The following is a 17,455-nucleotide window of genomic DNA, read 5'->3' as shown; positions in this document are numbered from 1 at the left end:
AGAGATTGTTTTGAATGTGCCGGTCTGGTACTAGCGATTAAGCGTCGTAGGAAATCCGGTATGTGGTGTCACGCGCGTCCCTATGGGGAATGCAAGGTGCCATCCAGCTGCTCCATCCCAACTGGCAGTCCGCAGCTGCAGATAGTTGTATGGGGAAGATGTCGCGCGCATCGAGCGTCAGGCGTACTTCTGATTCGAAGGTGATACCTAGCAGGACGCGCAATAACTGGGTGAGCTTGCGCGCGCCAGCGTTGCCCGGCAATAACTCGTCAAACTCGCGGCGTCTCAGTGGTCCAAGTTCCAGCCGAATAGCCGTATCGCGCACCCAAACGCGGTCGCCGCAGAACCCGCTGTCGCCGAGCACTGAGTTGGCAACGCCAAGCTGGGTTTGTTCACGCATCGGCAATGCCAGCCATTGACCGGAAAACTGTTCAATGCTTGCCTTGGTTTGAAAATAGTCCGCAATGACGCGGGCACACCACTGTGGCGATCGTGGTCTCTCACGAAGAGCGGCGACGTAATACGCAAATGATTCGTCGGCAATGCCATCGGCCTCTTGTTTTACCGTTGACTGGTGTTGCCGAAGGCCGGACAGGTTTAGTATGAGAGGCAGAAAATGGTTCTTACGATCCGCTTCGTATTGGAAATGAAGTCGGTACTTAAGCCAGCTCTGGTAAAAAAGGGTGACCGCGCGACTGGTAAAGATGTCAAGAAAGGAGCGTGTCGCCGTGTCGCGATGATAGATCTCGCGCTCAGCGACATGCTGGGTGTAGTGCCGGGGCAAAACCCCTAGCGGCCCGGTAAGTCCGATAAATGCGGGAGTAATCGTGACGCGCCGGAATGGTTGAAATCGTGGTTCTCCAATGGCATTGACAGTGTCCCCTTCCACGCCCGCAACGTCGATGCCACTCTTTTCTGCTGTTTCCCATTCGATTTCCATTGCCTCGATTTCACTCGGCGGGAACCCAAGTGATACGGAATTCCGGAATCGGATAGTCTGCCCAAGCAGATCATCGGTGTGGGAGGCTGGAAAGCGCTTCTGATAGGCGAGCAGCAACCGCACTGCCTGGAAGAACTCGAAGCGATGAGGCGACTGGGCCAGTTGCTCAATCAGGCGAGGATGGAAGCGCCGTTGCGTGCCGGGCATCGTACCAATTCCTTTCCACTCTGCTTGGATACTACGGTCAGTCGGGTAAAACTATTTGTGTGTACATACAATGCGAAAAATCGGTCGAGAATCTGTGTAAACGAGAACAGACCCGTCCCCGCGAAATGCCGTTCGTCTACGACTAATCGAACGTCGATACCCTTGACAAATACCGGAAACGGATTGCCCGCAATGCGGGCCACGCCAGTTTCCTGGTGAACGCTTTCTATTCCTTGAATTTGCCGGCCGCTTGCCAACGAATCCGTAATGTCGTACAGAGTGAGAATTTCCTTCAAAGCATCCGCTCCGCTCCCTGCCAGCGAAAACTGATTGAGCGTCAGATGGGAAATCAGGCGCCACTGCGCGCCGCGGCCACGCGGAAAGCGATAGCTGGGTGTCGGCTTGCGCATTAATTGCACGACAAATGCAGAGGCGCCTCCTTCCAGAAACAAGTCGCCTTCGCGCAATCCAAACGGAAGCTGAGCTGGAAGGTCTCGGTTCGTGCACATCAGGTCCAGACTGATTGTGTTCGTCTCGGCACGTTCCGGAACCACTGTCGAGTCGACAAGCGCCAGGGACACGTTGAAATCGGCATCCCCGTCGCCGAATTCGGCATGCCAGTATCGTACCGGGCCATCATGGGGATCGGAATGCCTGACGGAATAGAATGGGCGGTACTCGGCGACCGTGTCGCTGTTGGCGTCCTGGCGTACCCGGTACACCTTTCGAATCGAATACACCTCGTATGCTTTTGGTTGCCTGGTATCCACAATGACCGGGTACGAGCTCACCGTTTCCGTCATTCGTATCGGTTCGGGATGATGGTGGAAAAGATTGACCACCGGCGTGCAGTGAAGTAAAAAATTCTCTTTACTGATGCGGTCCAGCAAATGGACGTCGTACCGTTCATGAAGGCGATTGGGAAAGGCAATCCGCACATCGATCTCGCGTACTGTTAAAGGCAAATTAGGCCAGACCACGCGTAGATCAAGGTCGACGAAGTTGAATTTCTCAGGACAGGCAAAGTACTCGAGCAACAACTGGTACGCTGGATGGCAACGGGCATCCGCATCCAGAAGACATTCGTCGTCGTCGAAGCCGACAGGCATAATCACCGATATCGGCAACTCGATTTTTGCCGAACTGGTGTCGTTGGTCACCCACATGCCAAGTGCATGACCAAGCACTGCCTCACGAATTGCTGCAACGACCCCCGGTTCGCCGTTGAGGAAGAATCGCAATTTTGCTGGTGGCGACGGCCTAGATCCTGGGTCATCCTGCGGTAGCGAAAGACGAAGACGAATGACGGCCGCCGTCTGGGCCACCAAGCTCGCGCTCAAACCGCCTGTATCAAAGGTGTTTTCGTATGCCGCATGTTCTACACGCACCGGGCTGACCTGCACTTCGTAAGCGGTTCGAAAGCGGCAAGCGACGCCTCGTACGGGTCTGGTATGCATCGTGGTATGACGCGGCACAACCGGGTTACCGCCATCGACCGAGGTAGACGGTAACGGTTCGAAGCGGGCAATCGATACAGATGGGAAAGGCCGCAAATATTGCGGATAGATGACCTGCAACAGTGCATCAGTAAATTCCGGGTAGTCATCGTCAAGCTTCTTGTGGATACGTCCAGCAAGAAAAGCAAACGACTCAATCAACCTTTCGATATGCGGATCGTCACAGTTTTCTCCCGATATCAGAAGACGCCCAGCGACCTTAGGGTAGCGTTTGGCGAAATCATGGGAGAGTCGGCGCAGGTGCGTCAACTCTCGTTCATAGTAGGGCAACAGGCTTTCCATGGACGTTTCAGCTCAAACCAGGATGTCGGCCACGGCTCACCGAATACCGTAGCGTAGAGGGCTGTAACATGGCATCAAAATATACGGGCTCGCTGGTCGGATGAACAAGTAGCAAGGCATGTATCGCAAATCGAAGCTTGTTGACAGATGTTGCGTCGATTTCCAGTGAGACTGAAACTTGCCGTAAGCGCGGTTCATGTACGGCGATGGTACTTTCCAGCGATTTACAGATGTGATTACGATCACGCGGGCTCGCAAGACTTAAGCCGACAAAATCCGACATGCCATAGCTGCACATGGACTTCAGTGCTTCCGGGTACCGGGAAAATGTCCCGCGTTGAAACGCCGATCTGCAGTTAAGGAGGGATTCCAAGTCGCTCGCAACCGATTCCTTCAGCTGCTCAATCGAAATCATTCTGAGCGGATTTGCATCGGCGATCTCACGGGGCGCATCATCGGCAAGCCGTTCAAACAGGGTCGGCGCATATTTTGCCTTCGAAAGGGATACGGATGACATGGAATGGATGGAAATCTGGTTTAACAAATTAAAATAATGTCCCCGTTACGGCCCTGGTGCAGCATCCTTTGCTGGTGGCGCGCGCCGGTCGGCGCACGCCACCAGCTCAGCCTGACGCGAGAATGATCAGATTGCTTCTGTTGCCTTGTTCTTCGCGAGGCTCCACATCTGCGGATTGCTGCCGCCTTTCTTGCCGTCGATGCCCTGAACCGTGTAGGTCCATTTCACCGACGCGTATTTCAATGCAACGCTCTCGGTAGGCAATCCCTCTTCCTGGACTGCGGGCGTCACGGATGCGACGATCACCTGGTTCAGCACGATCTCAAGGTATTTCACTTTTTCCTTGCCGTTTGCGCGCATGAACTCGATCGTGACCTTGCTGAAGGTGTCACCTTGGCTGCAGGCAAGCCATAACGACGGACTGGTTGAATCGATGTCTTTCAAGAAAATCATGTCGCCATGTTCGCAACGCTCTGCCGTGTGTCCACCCGAGGTGCTGGCGGTGGCGGATTTCGGCTGGCGAATCAGATGGCTCCAGGAATGCGCTTCAAGCCATTTCGCATGACCCTCATCACGGGACTCGCCCTCAATCTTTGTATCGCCACCCTCAAACTTCAGGTAAATATCTTTCATGCTTAAAAACTCCTAAAAAGTATGCACACATCGGTGCTGTCAAATTCAACTACTGCCGCAGGCTTTGCTAAGCCTTTGCCGACTGCGGCAACTCGGCAACCAGACGCAGTGAGACGCTAAGTTCGTCGAGCTGGAAATGCGGCCTCAGGTAAGTTACTGCCCGATACACGCCTGGCTTCCCTGGAACCTCATCCACCTTGACTGAGGCTTCTCGCAAGGGATACTGCGCCTTGACTTCCTGGGATGCAGAGTCATCCATCACCACGTATTGTGCTAGCCAGTTGTTAAGAAACTGCTCGACGTTGGAAGCGGCGGCAAAACTGCCTATCTTGTCTCGCATCATTGACTTCAGATAATGCGCGATCCGGCATGATGCAAATATGTATTGCAACTGTGCAGACAAGACGGCATTGGCATTGGCCGAATCAGTGTTGTATTTTTTTGCCCGCTGAGTCGATTGCGCGCCGAAGAAAGCCGCATAGTCGGTGTTCTTGCAATGGACAAGGGGAATGAATCCGAGATCGCTCAGTTCCTTCTCACGGCGGTCCGTGATTGCAATCTCGGTCGGGCATTTGAGTGCAATCTCACCATCGTCTGTTTTAAACGTATGCGTCGGCAAGTCTTCGACGAGTCCGCCTCCTTCAACGCCTCTGATGGCGGCACACCAGCCATAATGCTCGAACGCGTTGGTAAGACGTGCGGCGAATGCATAGGCGGTATTGATCCACAAATACTTGCTGTGGTCGGTGCCGTCAACATCTTCGACAAAATTGAATCCCTCAACTACCGTGCCTTCTTTCGGGTGATATGGCATACGCCCGAGGAATCGTGGAATAGTCAGGCCCACGTAGCGGGAATCTTCAGCTTCACGAAAGGATTTCCACTTGGTGTACTCGAGCGTGTCGAAAACTTTTGCCATGTCACGCGGTTTGCCCAGATCCGCGAACGATTCGAGTCCAAGTAATTCTGGCGAGGCAGCCGAGATGAAAGGCGCATGCGCAGCAGCGGCCACATGGGACATTTGCTCGACAAAGTACATGTCTTCCGGCTGACGCGTAATGTCGTAGTCTCCAATCAGAGTACCGAAAGGAGCGCCACCGAATGTGCCGAATTCTTCTTCATAGACTTTCTTGAAGAGCGCGCTCTGGTCAAAATCGATTGCGGTATTGAAGTCACGTATCAGATCTCGCTTGGTCGCATTGAGTAACTTGATCTTCATCATTTCGCCGGTGACAGTGTGTTTGCATAGGTAATGCAGACCCCGCCATGTGCTTTCCATTTTCTGAAACTCGGGGGCATGGAGCACCTCGCTCAGCTGTTCGGAAATAAGGCCATCGATTTCCGCAATGCGTGCGTCAATTGTCGCTGATAGATTGCTTGAGACGATAACGGTACCGTCGAGAACCTGGTTAACCAGTTCGGCGATGAGGTCTCTGGCACGAATGCGCTCGCTGTCGGAACGAGCGACCCGGCTCTTGCTAACAACTTGGTCCAGAAGGCTTTGCTCGGTCGCCAGCGCGTCGGTCGTGTGTGATACGACCTGAGAATCGGCAAGTACTTGTGTTTCCATCTCAGTCCTCCGTTTTCTTTTGTGTTTCCCGTCCAAGACGACGAAGGCTTTCCGTGTTGGCGAGCACTTCACTTAGAACATCTTCAAGCTTGTCGTTTCCAGCGATCTTGTTTCGCAGGTCGGAAAGCTTTGTGCGCGCCTCAACCAGTTTGCGCAAGGGTTCCACCTGCTGCGTAACCGATTCCGGGCGAAAGTCCTCAATCGACTTGAATTTAAGATCAACGGCGAACTCCCCGGCCTGACTGCCCAGAGTATTCTTGACGCGATACACAGTCCGCGGCTCGACGGCTTTCATGACGTCGTCAAAATTATCGACGTCGACGTTGACGAACTTACGTTCTTTTAGCTTTGGCAAGGCATTTTCTGACTGGCCGGAGAAATCGCCAAGGACGCCGACAACAAACGGAATCTCTTTTTGTTCAATGGCGTCTCCAATTTCAACGTCATATGTCAGTTGCACGCGAGGGGGCCGAACGCGTTGCAGTTTCTTTTGAATGCTTTCTTTTTTCGACATCGTGATTTCCTTGGATAACAGCTATGTCAGTGAGGTGGCTGGCAGATTATTTGAGCGCCTTGAAGGGATCGGTCGAGGTGGAACGTGTACCGGAAGCCGCGCTGCTGGCGGCACTGGCTGTACCGCCTGGTGCAACTGGTTGCCTGACCACGGCGCTTGGGCGTGGGCGCACTTGTGACTTTGGACGTGGAGAGACAACCGGCTTGGTCTCGACCGGCTGACCGGGCACCAGGATTTTTTCACCCAGGACGTCGCGCAAGGAGTTGGTCAGGTTTTCAGCATCGGTCCTGACATTGACGCCGATATTGCCATTTGGCCGCAGACCGGAAACCGCGCCTGCTGCGACCCTGAGTCCGGCCACCACTAGCAGGCTTTTGGCCTCCTGACTGGACGGGTCGCGCTGCAGCACTTCATTGGCGGCAAGAATGGACGATGGATAGTTACCTGCCTCGAACCAGACATTGGCGATTTTCAACCAGGGAACGGTACTGGTCGGATGAGCTTGAGCAGCCTCGGTTAGCAACGCCACAGCCTGCTCACGCCTTCCTTTGGCAAGCTCCGTTTCGGCTGCAGCGAGTGACGATTCCAGGCCGGCCTTATCGTTCGCGCTGTTGGGCAAGGGACTCGCGCAACCTGCAAGAACGATGAGGCAGACGTATAAAGCGACGAAATGTGGCTTGGAAAATCGCCGCGCGATAACTGAGGTAATTAAAGACATGACTGGGTCCTTGTATGCGTTTCCGTTTGCTTGCCTGATCGCCTTCATCAAGGCGGCATCAGCAATCCAACCGGAAATTAATTAACATATTGATAACGTCTGCGATATACTACAGGAAAGATTTATTAAAAGACAATTGTTTTATTGATAATTATTTAATCATGGCTTGATGGTCATGCTAGGAAGGGCTTAGTGAACTACCGATATCAAGCAGGGTCATTGTTCCAGCGTCTGCCACGCGCACCGACGGCGGCACGTTGTATGCTCAGTCGCGTATTCCGAAGCGCATTCCCGATCGGTTGGCGACGAGTCGCGCTATTGATGTGCATTCCACTGCTAGGCTGCTCTGCCGGCCCAAAGGGTGCGGAACTGACCACTAACGCATTGCTGTCGGTGGCCGGATTGAAGCTGACGGAAAAGAGTGCAGCACCAGTCACGCGGCAGGTCTCCTTACGGCTTGAGGCCTCGCGCGACCTGAATGCCGCAGCGACGGGCCAAGGCGTTGCGACCGTTGTACGGGTTTACAAGCTTCGCAATCAGGAGGCGTTTTTATCCGCGTCCTATCGGGTGTTTGGAGATACGGACAAGGAAAAAAACGTATTGGGAAGCGATTTATCGGAGGTCCGCGAGTTCATTCTGATGCCCGGTCAAACCGTCAGGATCAACGAGAAACTGACTGCGGATGCCGCTTATCTTGGCGTGGCCACCTTTTTCCGAAAACCGTCGCCACAACGCTGGCGAATGGCGTTCAACGCTGTCGATGCAGAACAAACAGGGCTTGTCCTCGGTGTGCATGCTTGCGCAATGACTTCCAGTGGCGCCATACCCGTAGGCATGCGTCGCAGCGATGCATTGCTTCTTTCCACCGCCCCATGCTCCGAATGAGCATTCCTCTTTTACGGTCCCATCTTTCATGAGCCGCACTACAAAAATCCTTTGGGGCGAAGGCCTCTTCCTTCGCCCGCAACACTTTCAACGCCAGGACCTGTATCACGAGGCCAGGCTCACTCGCCTTGGTCGCACCGCACATCCTTATCTGTGGGGTATCCGGGAAATACGATTCGACCTGGACGCACTTGGCGCGGCAATGCTCAGGCTGACTGTCATCAACGGCATGTTACCCGATGGTGAATTCATTCATGCGCCCGAAGACGACCCATTACCGCCTCCGGTCGACCTGTCGGTCGTGGAGGACATCGGGGATGGAATGACGTTCTACCTGGCTTTGCCCTACCTGCGCGACCACGGTACAAATTTTACGCCGCAGCAGGAAGCCGGCGGACAGATATTGCGTTATTCGCAGCACGACGAGCCGGCGCCGGATCTGTACACACACGCGATCGAAACAGGGCTGACGGTTCTGAAAAAGTCATTGCGCCTGTTGTCCGAACGCGATAATCGCGAACAATACGTAACACTACCGATCGCACGGGTTCGCATGAACAGCAGCGGAGGTTATGAACTTGACGCGTCTTTTCTTCCTCCGGCAGCAACAATACGCTCTTCCGCCTCACTCTATCAGATGCTGCGCAACTTGCTCGACATACTGCAGGCAAAGGCGCAAGCGCTGTATGGCTACCATCGGGAGCCTTCACAGAACGTGGTCGAATTTCGCTCGGGTGATATTGCCTCGTTTTGGTTGCTGCATACTGTCAATTCGGCGAGTGCCACGTTGCAGCACTTCCTGCAACATGCCGAGCTGCACCCTGAAAGACTGTTCCAGGAAATGTTGCGGATTGCCGGACAACTGCTGACGTTTTCCAAGGCACACAGCCTGGCCGGACTGCCGATGTACCATCACGCAGACCCGGCGCCCGGCTTTCATCGGCTTGAAGAGATCATTCGGGAATTGCTGGAAACCGTCATATCGTCACGTTATTTCGTTGTCCCACTCAGCGAAGTCAAACCAGCGTTCTTCCTTGGCCGGGTCGACTCGGACAAGGTGACCAGTACCGCCTCGTATTTCCTGTCTGTCAGTGCCGACATGCCGCCTGCGGAACTGGTAGAGGCCGTTCCCCAGCGTGTGAAGATAGGAGCTCCGGATGATGTCGACAAGATGGTGTCTTCCGCCATGCCCGGCGTTCGCCTGATGTCGGCGCCTCAGGTTCCCGCACCGATACCTGTGCGTCCGGGCTGCTATTACTTTTCCATCGAACCGCGCGGTCCGCTATATGACAGGATGATTGCATCCAGTGCCATCATGCTTTACGTGCCGGCGGTCTTTAACAACCTCAAACTTGAACTCTTTGCTGTCATCCAATGACTCTCGATATATCGCCTCTCGCAGAAGCGCCCCCTGTGCCGCCTTCCCTGTATGGCCCTGCTCCGGGGTTGCGCACTGAGCCCGCACCCGCTGCCCGCTCATTGGTGGACCTGCTTCATGACGGATTCTATCTGCTGCTTTTACTGAAGAATCGCTACTTCCCTGCGAATGCGGGGCACTTCTCGGCACAGGTTCTGCAGTTGCTCGATCACTTTGAACGCAACGCACGCCGACTGAATGTTTCCGCGGAAGACGTGTACGCGGCGAAATATGCATTTTGCGCCGCTATCGACGAGGCCGTACTCGCTTCGGAAATGGACATTCGCCATACCTGGGAACAGGCTCCGCTGCAGCTAAGCTTGTTCGGAGACCAATTAGCCGGAGAACATTTCTTTACCGAACTTGACGAAGTGCGCCGCCGCGGCGAGCCGAGTGTGCAGACACTTGAAGTGTTTTACATGTGTCTTCTTACCGGTTTCCAGGGCAAGTACATGCTCGAAAGCAAAGAGAAACTGAACTATCTCGTCGCCACACTGGACAAGGAAATAACTCACCTTAAAGGCAAGCGGGCGCTCTTCGCTCCACACTGGAAGTCACCGGACAACGTGGTGCATCTGATCAAATCCGAGGTGCCGATATGGGTTTTAACGGCAGCATTTGTCGGCCTCGGCGGCGCGATCTTTGCGTGCTTGAGCTGGGCCTTGTCAGGACAGGTCAATGACACGCTGAACGTTTATTTTGACCTGATCAAGCTGACACCCAAAGTCGCGCATATTACGATCAGCCTGCCTTGATTGTTAGTCTGCGTACCAAGCTCCACGGCGGCGCTAACCTGTCACATTAAGCGCCACCGTTGCAACTCGCCAGAAGGACGAAGACGACCGATTAAAGCTTGCCGGCCTTCTTGAGCCGGTAAGTCAGACCTTCCGCAATATCCCTGAACTCATGTTTTTCCGCGAAGTCGATTGCCGTCATCCCCGCATCATTCTTCAGGGTCGCATCGGCGCCTTCATCGAGCAGCAATTTGACAGTCATGATGTGACCGGCTCGCGCCGCCATCATAATCGGCGTAGTTTTATTGGGCGACTCGGCGTCAATGTATGCCGACTTGTCGAGAAGCAGGCTGACGATGTCATTGTTGCCAATGGAAGCCGCATAGTGCAGGGGCGTCCATCCGGTCTTGTTGACCTCCGCACCCTTGTCGATGAGTGCCTTCACCGCAGGCAGATTTGCTTTAAAACTCGCAATCATCAGCGCGGTATCACCATTGCGCGCCTTGGCTTCGAGGTCGATGCCGCGCGCATTAAGCAGCGTATCGAACACACCCGAGGAATTTTCACGAAGCGCCAGCATCAATCCGGTCTCACCACGTTCGGGTTCAATCAGATTTGGGTCTAGTCCGCGCGCAAGCAGGGATTTGATCGTGCGGGCATCGTCGAGCTTGACGGCCCGGAAAAAATCGTCGTAAGCACCTGCCCACACCGGCATGGAAATCAAAGGGGCCAGCGCAAGGCCTGCGAGCATGGCAATGCCGACACGTCGGCCGGCGGAGAAAGTAGGGGAAAAGTCGATTCTGCGCTGAGTAATTTTCACGATATCACCGTCACCACCTTAGCGTGGAATGTGAAAGAGCTGGAAGAAGTTATCCGTCGTTTGCCGGGCTACCGTCTCGAGCGGGATGCCCTTCAGCTTGGCGATGAATTCGGCAACATGACAAACCAAACCTGGCTCATTGATTTTTCCCCGATGAGGCACAGGCGCCAGGTAAGGCGAGTCGGTTTCGATCAGCATGCGCTCAAGCGGGACCGCAGAGGCAACCGCTTGCAGTTCTTTAGCGCTCTTGAAAGTGACAATACCCGAAAACGAAATATAGAAGCCCATTGCCATGGCGGCTTCGGCAACTTCCAGTGACTCCGTAAAGCAGTGCATCACCCCGCCGGCGCCACCTGCATCCGTACCAGCCTTTTCCTCGCGCATCAGACGGATCGTATCTTCAGACGCCGAGCGGGTATGAATGATCAACGGCTTGCCGGTAGCCCGCGATGCACGGATATGCGTGCGGAACCGATTTCGCTGCCACTCCAGGTCGCCTTCAAGGCGGTAATAGTCGAGGCCGGTTTCACCGATGGCGACGATCTTGGGATGATCGGACAGCTTAACGAGTTCGTCGACGGTGGGCTCAGGGGTTTCTTCATAATCCGGATGGACGCCGACCGAGGCATAAATATGTTCATGCTCGTTAGCAATCGCAAGCACCCCGGGAAATTCGGGCAGGTTTACGGATACGCACAATGCGTGCGTCACGCGGTTTTCCTTCATCTTGCCGAAGATTTCGGGAAGACGCGCGGCAAGCTCCGGGAAGTTGATATGGCAATGGGAATCAATATACATGATGCGTATTTTACGCTGTCATGCCGATGAAAGCTTGATCCGTGCAGGAACTGGAGGGCAAGGCAAGCGTTGATAAAAAGCCTTATATTGGTTGACTTGCGCCCGGTCAATGCCGCGCTGCTGAACAATCACGCTAACAAAGGAAAAGAACCGACATGACTTCCCTCTCCGAATTCCTCATCACCAAAAAGTGGCCCGCCCGGCATCCCGACCGTATTCAACTCTACTCGCTGCCCACACCCAATGGAGTCAAGGTTTCCATCATGCTGGAGGAAACACAGCTTCCTTACGAGCCGCACCTTGTGCGTTTCGAGGCGAATGATCAGATGTCGCCGGAATTTCTTTCGCTCAATCCCAATAACAAGATCCCGGCCATCATTGATCCTAATGGACCCGGCGGCACACCCCTGGCCCTGTTCGAGTCCGGGGCCATCCTGCTGTATCTGGCAGACAAAAGCGGGCAATTCATCCCGGATGACGCGGCAGGCCGCTACGAAACCATTCAATGGTTAATGTTCCAGATGGGTGGTATCGGACCGATGTTCGGGCAGCTTGGCTTCTTCAATAAGTTTGCTGGCAAGGATTATGAGGACAAGCGTCCGCGCGATCGGTACGTGGCGGAATCCAGGCGTTTGCTCGGCGTGCTCAATCAGCGTCTGGCTGGACGCAAGTGGATCATGGGAGATCAATACACGATCGCCGATATGGCGATCTTTCCCTGGGTGCGTAACCTGATCGGCTTTTACGAAGCGGGTGACCTGGTCGGTATGGCGGATTTCTCACACGTTACCAACACCCTGGAAGCTTTTGTTGCTCGCGATGCGGTCGCTCGTGGGCTGCAGATTCCCAAGCGCGACGGTGCATGATGAAAGGAAGAAAATTTTTCATTACAGGAAATAGTTAATCCCGGCTTACGTCCTTGGCCGGCTTGATATTTATTGGTTGGGGGGCCGCGCAACAGAACCATCGCCTGCATGTCAAAGTCTGACATTGGCAGTTAACATTGCCTGCCAGACTTCGATAAACCGCTATGCGCCCGCACCCCAGCCATCACAGAAACATAAACATTCCTGCGCGTATGCTGAATACGACCGAGGCGTCCGACGATACGTTGCCGGCACCGCGGTCTAGCGACGGCGCCCCGATTGCGGGCGCTGGCGAAGTTTGTCTGGCTACCACACCCGAAGAGCTTGAGGCGGTAGCGCGGTTCCGCTATGTTGTTCATGTCGAAAAAGAACGCAGCACACCGCTTGGGACGGATCATGCCAATCGCATGGTTTGGCCTACGGAACCTGGCATCCGCTCAGATTTTTATGCGTGCGATGCGAATCGACGTATGGTGGAATGTGCCAGCTTGTGGATGGATTTGCCAAGCAAGGAAACTGCGGAACGCCTTGGCCTAGGCCAAGCGATCGCGAAAAGCCGTATGCCTGTTGCCTACCTCGATGCACTGACGATCGCCCCTGATTCGCTGTGGTCACGCCGCATGGCGCGCCTGCTATGCCGCATGTATTGCTTTACACGGGAGCATGGCCGTGTGGTCGGCATCACCCATTGCAATCCCGTGCTGGCATCACACTATGAAAGATTTGGACTTTATCGCTGCGGACGTCCCATCGTACGCGATGACTTTGGCCTCCAGATTCCCATGGTCCTGTTCCTCGAAGATGTCGGCCACTTCGAAAAGATCGGCTCGTTGCTGCTACCGTATGCCCGTCACTATGAGAACGATCCGCTTCAGGTCGCCCGCCTGAAAAGCGATTTCGATATTCGTACGCCGTTTTTTGAGCGCACGATGCGTCCCCTCATGCCGCCAGTGGCTTAGAGCACTTAACTTCCTTCACCGCTTTACCATGGACATTGACTTCGCCTTGATGCGAAGCTGGAGCGCAGGACAAGCGCAGGGCAATGGCAGCACGGTGGAAAATGAGTCCTGTAGCCAGGAAAAAGATGACGCATGTGCGCGACAGCCCGCACCCTAAACGCGCAAACCATGCTGGCAATAGCGACAGAATGTAACTTATGAGATATATTTCCGCCTGCATTACTTTTGATTTGTTTTTTTCAACAGGAGCTTTAATGAACAAGAGCGAGATCATTGACAAGATCGCGACCGACCATGAAATCACCAAGGTCAAGGCAAAACAGATCGTTGAACAAGTCTTTGGCTTTGTTGGCAGCGACCTCAAGAAAGAAGGCCGGTTCTCCTTCCCGGATCTCGGCACATTTACCGTGTCCCAGCGTGCTGCCCGTACAGGCCGCAACCCTGCGACTGGTGAATCGATCAAGATCAAGGCGTCGAAGAATGTGCGCTTCAAGGCAGCTCCGGCACTGAAGGATCTGGTTGCCAAGGTCAAGATCAAGTAAGTCAAGACCCACCGAATGAAGTCGGGACGGCGGTTGCGGTCCCGACGTTTTTCCGCGATATCCCTGCCGTTTTTAATACGGCCAGACCATGCCTTCCAGACGAGCATGACGCTTCGGCGGCATAGGCGCCTAATAGTCAGTGACAGGACAGGACTGTCCTACACGGCCAGATCGTCTCCAAGATACCGTTTCCCCCATGCGGCGATAATATCGGCAACATATAAAGCATCGCTTCGGCGTGTCAGCAGGTGATCGGCATCGTCCAGGGAAATAAAACTTTTTGGATGCCGGGCAGCCGCAAAAATATGGGTTGCGTTATTCAATGGCACGGTATGGTCCTTTGGGGAATGCATGACCATGAGCGGCTTGTCCAATTGGGCGATTTTTTCCAGCAGACGGTATTCCGCAACATCCTCCAGAAATTGCCGCTTGATCCGGAAAGGCCGACCCGCAAGTTTCACTTCCGCCTCGCCATCACGCTCGATATCCGTCACATGGGTGCTGAACTGAGCAACCACGTGAGACGGATCGCTTGGTGCACCAATGGTGACAACGCCCCGCACCTCCGGAATCTGTGATGCCGCGGCCAGTACCGCGGCGCCGCCAAGGCTGTGTCCTATCAGCAGCGACGGCGCGCGATATGCGCTCCGGAGATGGTTGGTTGCAGCGAGCAGATCCTCCAGATTGGAGGAAAAATTTGTGTTGGCGAACTCGCCCTCGCTCGCGCCCAGTCCCGTAAAGTCAAAGCGCAAGACCGCTATTCCGTGCCCGGTCAGCGCCTGGGCAATCCGGCTCGCCGCAAAAATATCCTTCCCGCACGTGAAGCAGTGCACAAACAGCGCAAATGCACATGGACTATTTGCAGGAAGATCAAGTCGTGCAGCGAGCTTTTGCCCGGTGCTGCCTGGAAAGTCGATTTTTTCGCTTGCCATTTCTATCCCCCACGTCTGGTTGCGCGCGACGCGTCACGCCGCGCTGGATGGCAATCATAGCAGTTGGACAATCATGCTGTCCGAGTTGGCGCAACGATCAGAAATCGTGCCGGAAGCGTTGGACAGCCGCGTCGACCATACCTTCGGTACTACCGCTACTGGCGCGTTCCTGGCGCAGGAAAAACGCATCGCTTCCGGCATGGGCCGTTGCATAGATATGCTCAAGCGCAGGCAGGCATTCCAGCTGCGCGGCATACGGTTCGACCTTGCGCAGCGTCGTCAGGATATCTTCGCGCACCGACAGGCTTTCATGTGACTGCGGATGAACGATGGTGCCATCGAGCCCAAAGCGGCACGCCTGAAAACGGTTGTAGTTATAAACCAGGTAATCCTCTTCACGCGGCGCGGACTCCGTGCCTTCACGCAGATAGCTGCACAAGGCTTGAAGATAGCAGGCTAGCGCCGCTGCCCTTTCCACGGTGAGCGGCGTGTCGCAGACACGTAATTCGATCGTCCCGAATTCCGGCTTTGGCCGGATATCCCAGTAAAAATCCTTCATGCTTTTGACGATACCGGTACTTTCCATCTTGGAAAAGTATTCGTTCTTGAAGTCTTCCCAGGTAAGCAGGAACGGCGCCCGTCCGCTCAGCGGGAAGGCGAAGACAGAATTGAGGCGGGATGAGTTGAACAAGGTGTCGCGCCCCTGCACATACGGCGATGAGGCGGACAAAGCAATGAAATGCGGAACAAAGCGATTCAACGCGTGAAGGAGTCGCAACGCCTCGTCGCCGGAACTGCATCCCACGTGCACGTGCTGGCCGAAAATCGTAAATTGCTTTGCCAGATAGCCATAGAGTGTCGACACTTCCTTGAAGCGCGGCTTCGAGAAAATTTTTCGCTCGGACCATTTCTGGAAAGGATGGGTGCCGCCTCCGCAGACGCCGACATTGAGCATGTCACCGGCATGGACCAGGGCATCGCGAATCTCGCGCAACTGTGCCAGCAAGCCGTTATAGCCTGTATGCACGTCGGTCGAGACTTCGATCATGCTTTCCGTAATTTCCGGGACGACGTTGCCAGGAAATTTGCGACGCTCCAGCAGTCCGAGCATGTCCGGACTTGCCTCGACGAGATCGAAATCGCTCAGGCTGACTAACTGGAGTTCAAGCTCGACCCCGAGGGTCAGCGGTTTAGAAGTGCCAAATGGTTCAAGCGGCATGCTATTACTCCTCTATTTCCGATGTTTCATCAGCAAATCGCAGCGCAAGCAGCGTGAGCATGGGTCCGATCACGGCAAGGAGCAATGTGGCCGCAGCCAATGGCGCTAACTGATCCATCAGATCGACGCCCATTGAGCGGGTTTGCACCAGCAGACCCATGACAAGTACCGACATCGGCGACATGGCCAGACCGGTGAGCAACCCCTTGCGCCATGTAGTGCCGCTAAAGCGTGCAAACACCGTTGCGCCGAGCAGTTTCGACACGAAGCGCGCGCCCAGCAGTGCCAGCGCAATGTGCACACCGGAGACAATTCTTGGCCATGCCAGTGTCGCGCCAATGAATACAAAAAGCAGCACCGTCAGCAACTCTCCCAGGATGCCAAAATTTCGCTGGGCCTGCCCAAGGCTCACACGGCGATGTCGCACCACGAATCCGAAGGTCAGCGTCGCCAGGATTGCAGACATCTTGAATGCCTGGGCCAGCGACGCAAGCAGGATTATCGCAATCGCGAAAGCGAGTGTCGCATCGCGTCCCAAGACGCCAAGCTTGCGAAGGAGGCCGGGTACCGCGTAACCGAAAGCGACCCCGAGGGCGCCGGATACCAGCAGCACCAGCAAACTGTTGGAAACCGCATTCCACAGACTGCCCGAGCTTTGAAAAGACCACAAACCTACAATCAGGTTGAACGCAAATACGGCGAAAAAACAGTTCAGTGCCGTCATGTGCAACACGCGCTCCGTTACTTGTCCGGAGCTGCGCTGTTCATTCACGACGCGCAATACTTCGGCTGGCGAGGTCGATACCGCCAACGCAGCCAGCAGCAAGCCAGGCAAGCCATTCATTCCAAAGTAACTCACCGCCGCATAGACGAGGACGAAGGTCAATACAGACTCAACCACGCCACCGGCGGCAATCCACCAATTGGTCCGGAGCCAGCGCAAGTTGATCCGATATGCGAATTCAAAAAGAATCAGCCCAAATGCCATATTGGCGATCAGTACGACGGAGCTTTCGCTCGGGCGTGGAAGCAGACCTACCTGCGCGTAGGAGAGAAACATGCCTGTCAGGCTATAGATGCTGATCCTTGGAAGGTTCGTTCCGCGATGGACGATCTCCCCGAGCACCCATGCGAGGGCAACTGCCAGCGGCCAGACAAAATCCGCACTCAACGGTAACAAATCGATCATGTGCTCTCCATTTCTTTAGCGTCCACCGAGGACGGGTCGCGAGAACGTGCGGGGCAAGCCAACACGTCAAGCGCAGGGTCAGTGGTACCAACTGCCCGTTCGAATTTGTTTATTGCAGGCTCCTTGCGAAGAGGCAAATATTTCTGCGGCATGGGTGGAATGCATGTTATCAGGTCAACCGATAGGCTTGCTGTAG

At 54.7% G+C, this 17,455-nt stretch carries 19 protein-coding genes; 6 read left to right on the top strand and 13 right to left on the bottom strand.

Annotated elements, in window-relative coordinates; translation table 11 throughout:
* Positions 1-37 precede the first annotated feature (37 nt).
* From tssG to ASE07_RS26705, 7 genes are all read right to left on the bottom strand, one after another.
* Positions 38-1,147, bottom strand: a complete 1,110-nt coding sequence (gene tssG / locus ASE07_RS26735) for a type VI secretion system baseplate subunit TssG (RefSeq protein WP_057293862.1) — start codon at positions 1,145-1,147, stop codon at positions 38-40.
* Positions 1,111-2,946, bottom strand: a complete 1,836-nt coding sequence (tssF, locus tag ASE07_RS26730; protein WP_057293861.1) for a type VI secretion system baseplate subunit TssF — start codon at positions 2,944-2,946, stop codon at positions 1,111-1,113. Before tssF ends, tssG begins: the two co-directional genes overlap by 37 nt.
* A 7-nt stretch (positions 2,947-2,953) precedes the next feature.
* The gene (gene tssE, locus ASE07_RS26725; protein WP_057293860.1) at positions 2,954-3,463 is read right to left on the bottom strand and encodes a type VI secretion system baseplate subunit TssE; all 510 of its coding nucleotides are present in this window, start codon (positions 3,461-3,463) and stop codon (positions 2,954-2,956) included.
* A 126-nt stretch (positions 3,464-3,589) separates the two neighbouring features.
* Positions 3,590-4,096, bottom strand: coding sequence for an Hcp family type VI secretion system effector (locus ASE07_RS26720; RefSeq protein ID WP_057293859.1), 507 nt, complete (start codon positions 4,094-4,096; stop codon positions 3,590-3,592).
* Between the two features lie 67 nt (positions 4,097-4,163).
* Complete coding sequence (tssC, locus tag ASE07_RS26715; protein ID WP_057293858.1) at positions 4,164-5,666, bottom strand: type VI secretion system contractile sheath large subunit; 1,503 nt, start codon at positions 5,664-5,666, stop codon at positions 4,164-4,166.
* Position 5,667: 1 nt separating this feature from the next.
* Entirely contained in the window at positions 5,668-6,180 is a 513-nt protein-coding gene (gene tssB / locus ASE07_RS26710) for a type VI secretion system contractile sheath small subunit (protein ID WP_057293857.1), read from the bottom strand.
* A gap of 46 nt (positions 6,181-6,226) precedes the next feature.
* Complete coding sequence (locus ASE07_RS26705; RefSeq protein ID WP_156397076.1) at positions 6,227-6,898, bottom strand: tetratricopeptide repeat protein; 672 nt, start codon at positions 6,896-6,898, stop codon at positions 6,227-6,229.
* 192 nt (positions 6,899-7,090) lie between these two features.
* Here ASE07_RS26705 and tssJ point away from each other — a divergent pair, with 192 nt between their 5' ends.
* The 3 genes from tssJ to icmH are packed head-to-tail and all read left to right on the top strand — an operon-like array spanning position 7,091 to position 9,955.
* Positions 7,091-7,783, top strand: a complete 693-nt coding sequence (gene tssJ, locus ASE07_RS26700) for a type VI secretion system lipoprotein TssJ (RefSeq protein ID WP_156397074.1) — start codon at positions 7,091-7,093, stop codon at positions 7,781-7,783.
* A gap of 28 nt (positions 7,784-7,811) precedes the next feature.
* Positions 7,812-9,161 (top strand): type VI secretion system baseplate subunit TssK, encoded by a 1,350-nt coding sequence (gene tssK, locus ASE07_RS26695; RefSeq protein WP_057293854.1) that lies wholly within the window; start codon positions 7,812-7,814, stop codon positions 9,159-9,161.
* Positions 9,158-9,955: a type IVB secretion system protein IcmH/DotU gene (gene icmH, locus ASE07_RS26690; RefSeq protein ID WP_057293853.1), complete on the top strand. Its 798-nt coding sequence runs from the start codon at positions 9,158-9,160 to the stop codon at positions 9,953-9,955. Before tssK ends, icmH begins: the two co-directional genes overlap by 4 nt.
* Before the next feature lie 91 nt (positions 9,956-10,046).
* On the opposite strand, the gene ASE07_RS26685 is transcribed toward icmH, so the two are convergent.
* Entirely contained in the window at positions 10,047-10,754 is a 708-nt protein-coding gene (locus tag ASE07_RS26685; protein ID WP_327196076.1) for an ankyrin repeat domain-containing protein, read from the bottom strand.
* Between the two features lie 18 nt (positions 10,755-10,772).
* The gene (locus ASE07_RS26680; protein WP_057293851.1) at positions 10,773-11,552 is read right to left on the bottom strand and encodes a TatD family hydrolase; all 780 of its coding nucleotides are present in this window, start codon (positions 11,550-11,552) and stop codon (positions 10,773-10,775) included.
* 155 nt (positions 11,553-11,707) lie between these two features.
* Here ASE07_RS26680 and ASE07_RS26675 point away from each other — a divergent pair, with 155 nt between their 5' ends.
* Positions 11,708-12,418 carry a glutathione S-transferase N-terminal domain-containing protein gene (locus ASE07_RS26675; RefSeq protein WP_057293850.1) on the top strand — a complete coding sequence of 237 codons (711 nt, stop codon included), beginning with the start codon at positions 11,708-11,710 and terminating at the stop codon, positions 12,416-12,418.
* Positions 12,419-12,630: 212 nt separating this feature from the next.
* A complete protein-coding gene (locus ASE07_RS26670; RefSeq protein WP_057293849.1) occupies positions 12,631-13,377 on the top strand; it encodes a hypothetical protein in 747 nt (248 codons plus the stop codon).
* Here ASE07_RS26670 and ASE07_RS29205 read toward each other — a convergent pair.
* Entirely contained in the window at positions 13,358-13,639 is a 282-nt protein-coding gene (locus tag ASE07_RS29205; RefSeq protein ID WP_156397072.1) for a hypothetical protein, read from the bottom strand. The two genes, ASE07_RS26670 and ASE07_RS29205, sit on opposite strands and share 20 nt — an antisense overlap.
* Here ASE07_RS29205 and ASE07_RS26665 point away from each other — a divergent pair.
* Positions 13,632-13,919 (top strand): HU family DNA-binding protein, encoded by a 288-nt coding sequence (locus ASE07_RS26665; protein ID WP_057293848.1) that lies wholly within the window; start codon positions 13,632-13,634, stop codon positions 13,917-13,919. The two genes, ASE07_RS29205 and ASE07_RS26665, sit on opposite strands and share 8 nt — an antisense overlap.
* A gap of 158 nt (positions 13,920-14,077) precedes the next feature.
* Here the strand turns inward: ASE07_RS26665 and ASE07_RS26660 are convergent, their stop codons facing one another.
* The 3 genes from ASE07_RS26660 to ASE07_RS26650 form a co-directional block, all read right to left on the bottom strand.
* Positions 14,078-14,851, bottom strand: a complete 774-nt coding sequence (locus tag ASE07_RS26660; RefSeq protein ID WP_057293847.1) for an alpha/beta hydrolase family protein — start codon at positions 14,849-14,851, stop codon at positions 14,078-14,080.
* A gap of 97 nt (positions 14,852-14,948) precedes the next feature.
* Positions 14,949-16,070 carry a YbdK family carboxylate-amine ligase gene (locus ASE07_RS26655; protein ID WP_057293846.1) on the bottom strand — a complete coding sequence of 374 codons (1,122 nt, stop codon included), beginning with the start codon at positions 16,068-16,070 and terminating at the stop codon, positions 14,949-14,951.
* A gap of 4 nt (positions 16,071-16,074) precedes the next feature.
* Positions 16,075-17,259, bottom strand: coding sequence for a cation:proton antiporter (locus ASE07_RS26650; protein WP_057293845.1), 1,185 nt, complete (start codon positions 17,257-17,259; stop codon positions 16,075-16,077).
* Positions 17,260-17,455: the final 196 nt, after the last annotated feature.

Source organism: Noviherbaspirillum sp. Root189 (genome assembly GCF_001428545.1).
Classification (GTDB): Bacteria; Pseudomonadota; Gammaproteobacteria; order Burkholderiales; family Burkholderiaceae_D; genus Noviherbaspirillum.
Note: the sequence above shows the minus strand (reverse complement) of the source record. Positions and strands in the feature narration are given on the sequence as shown.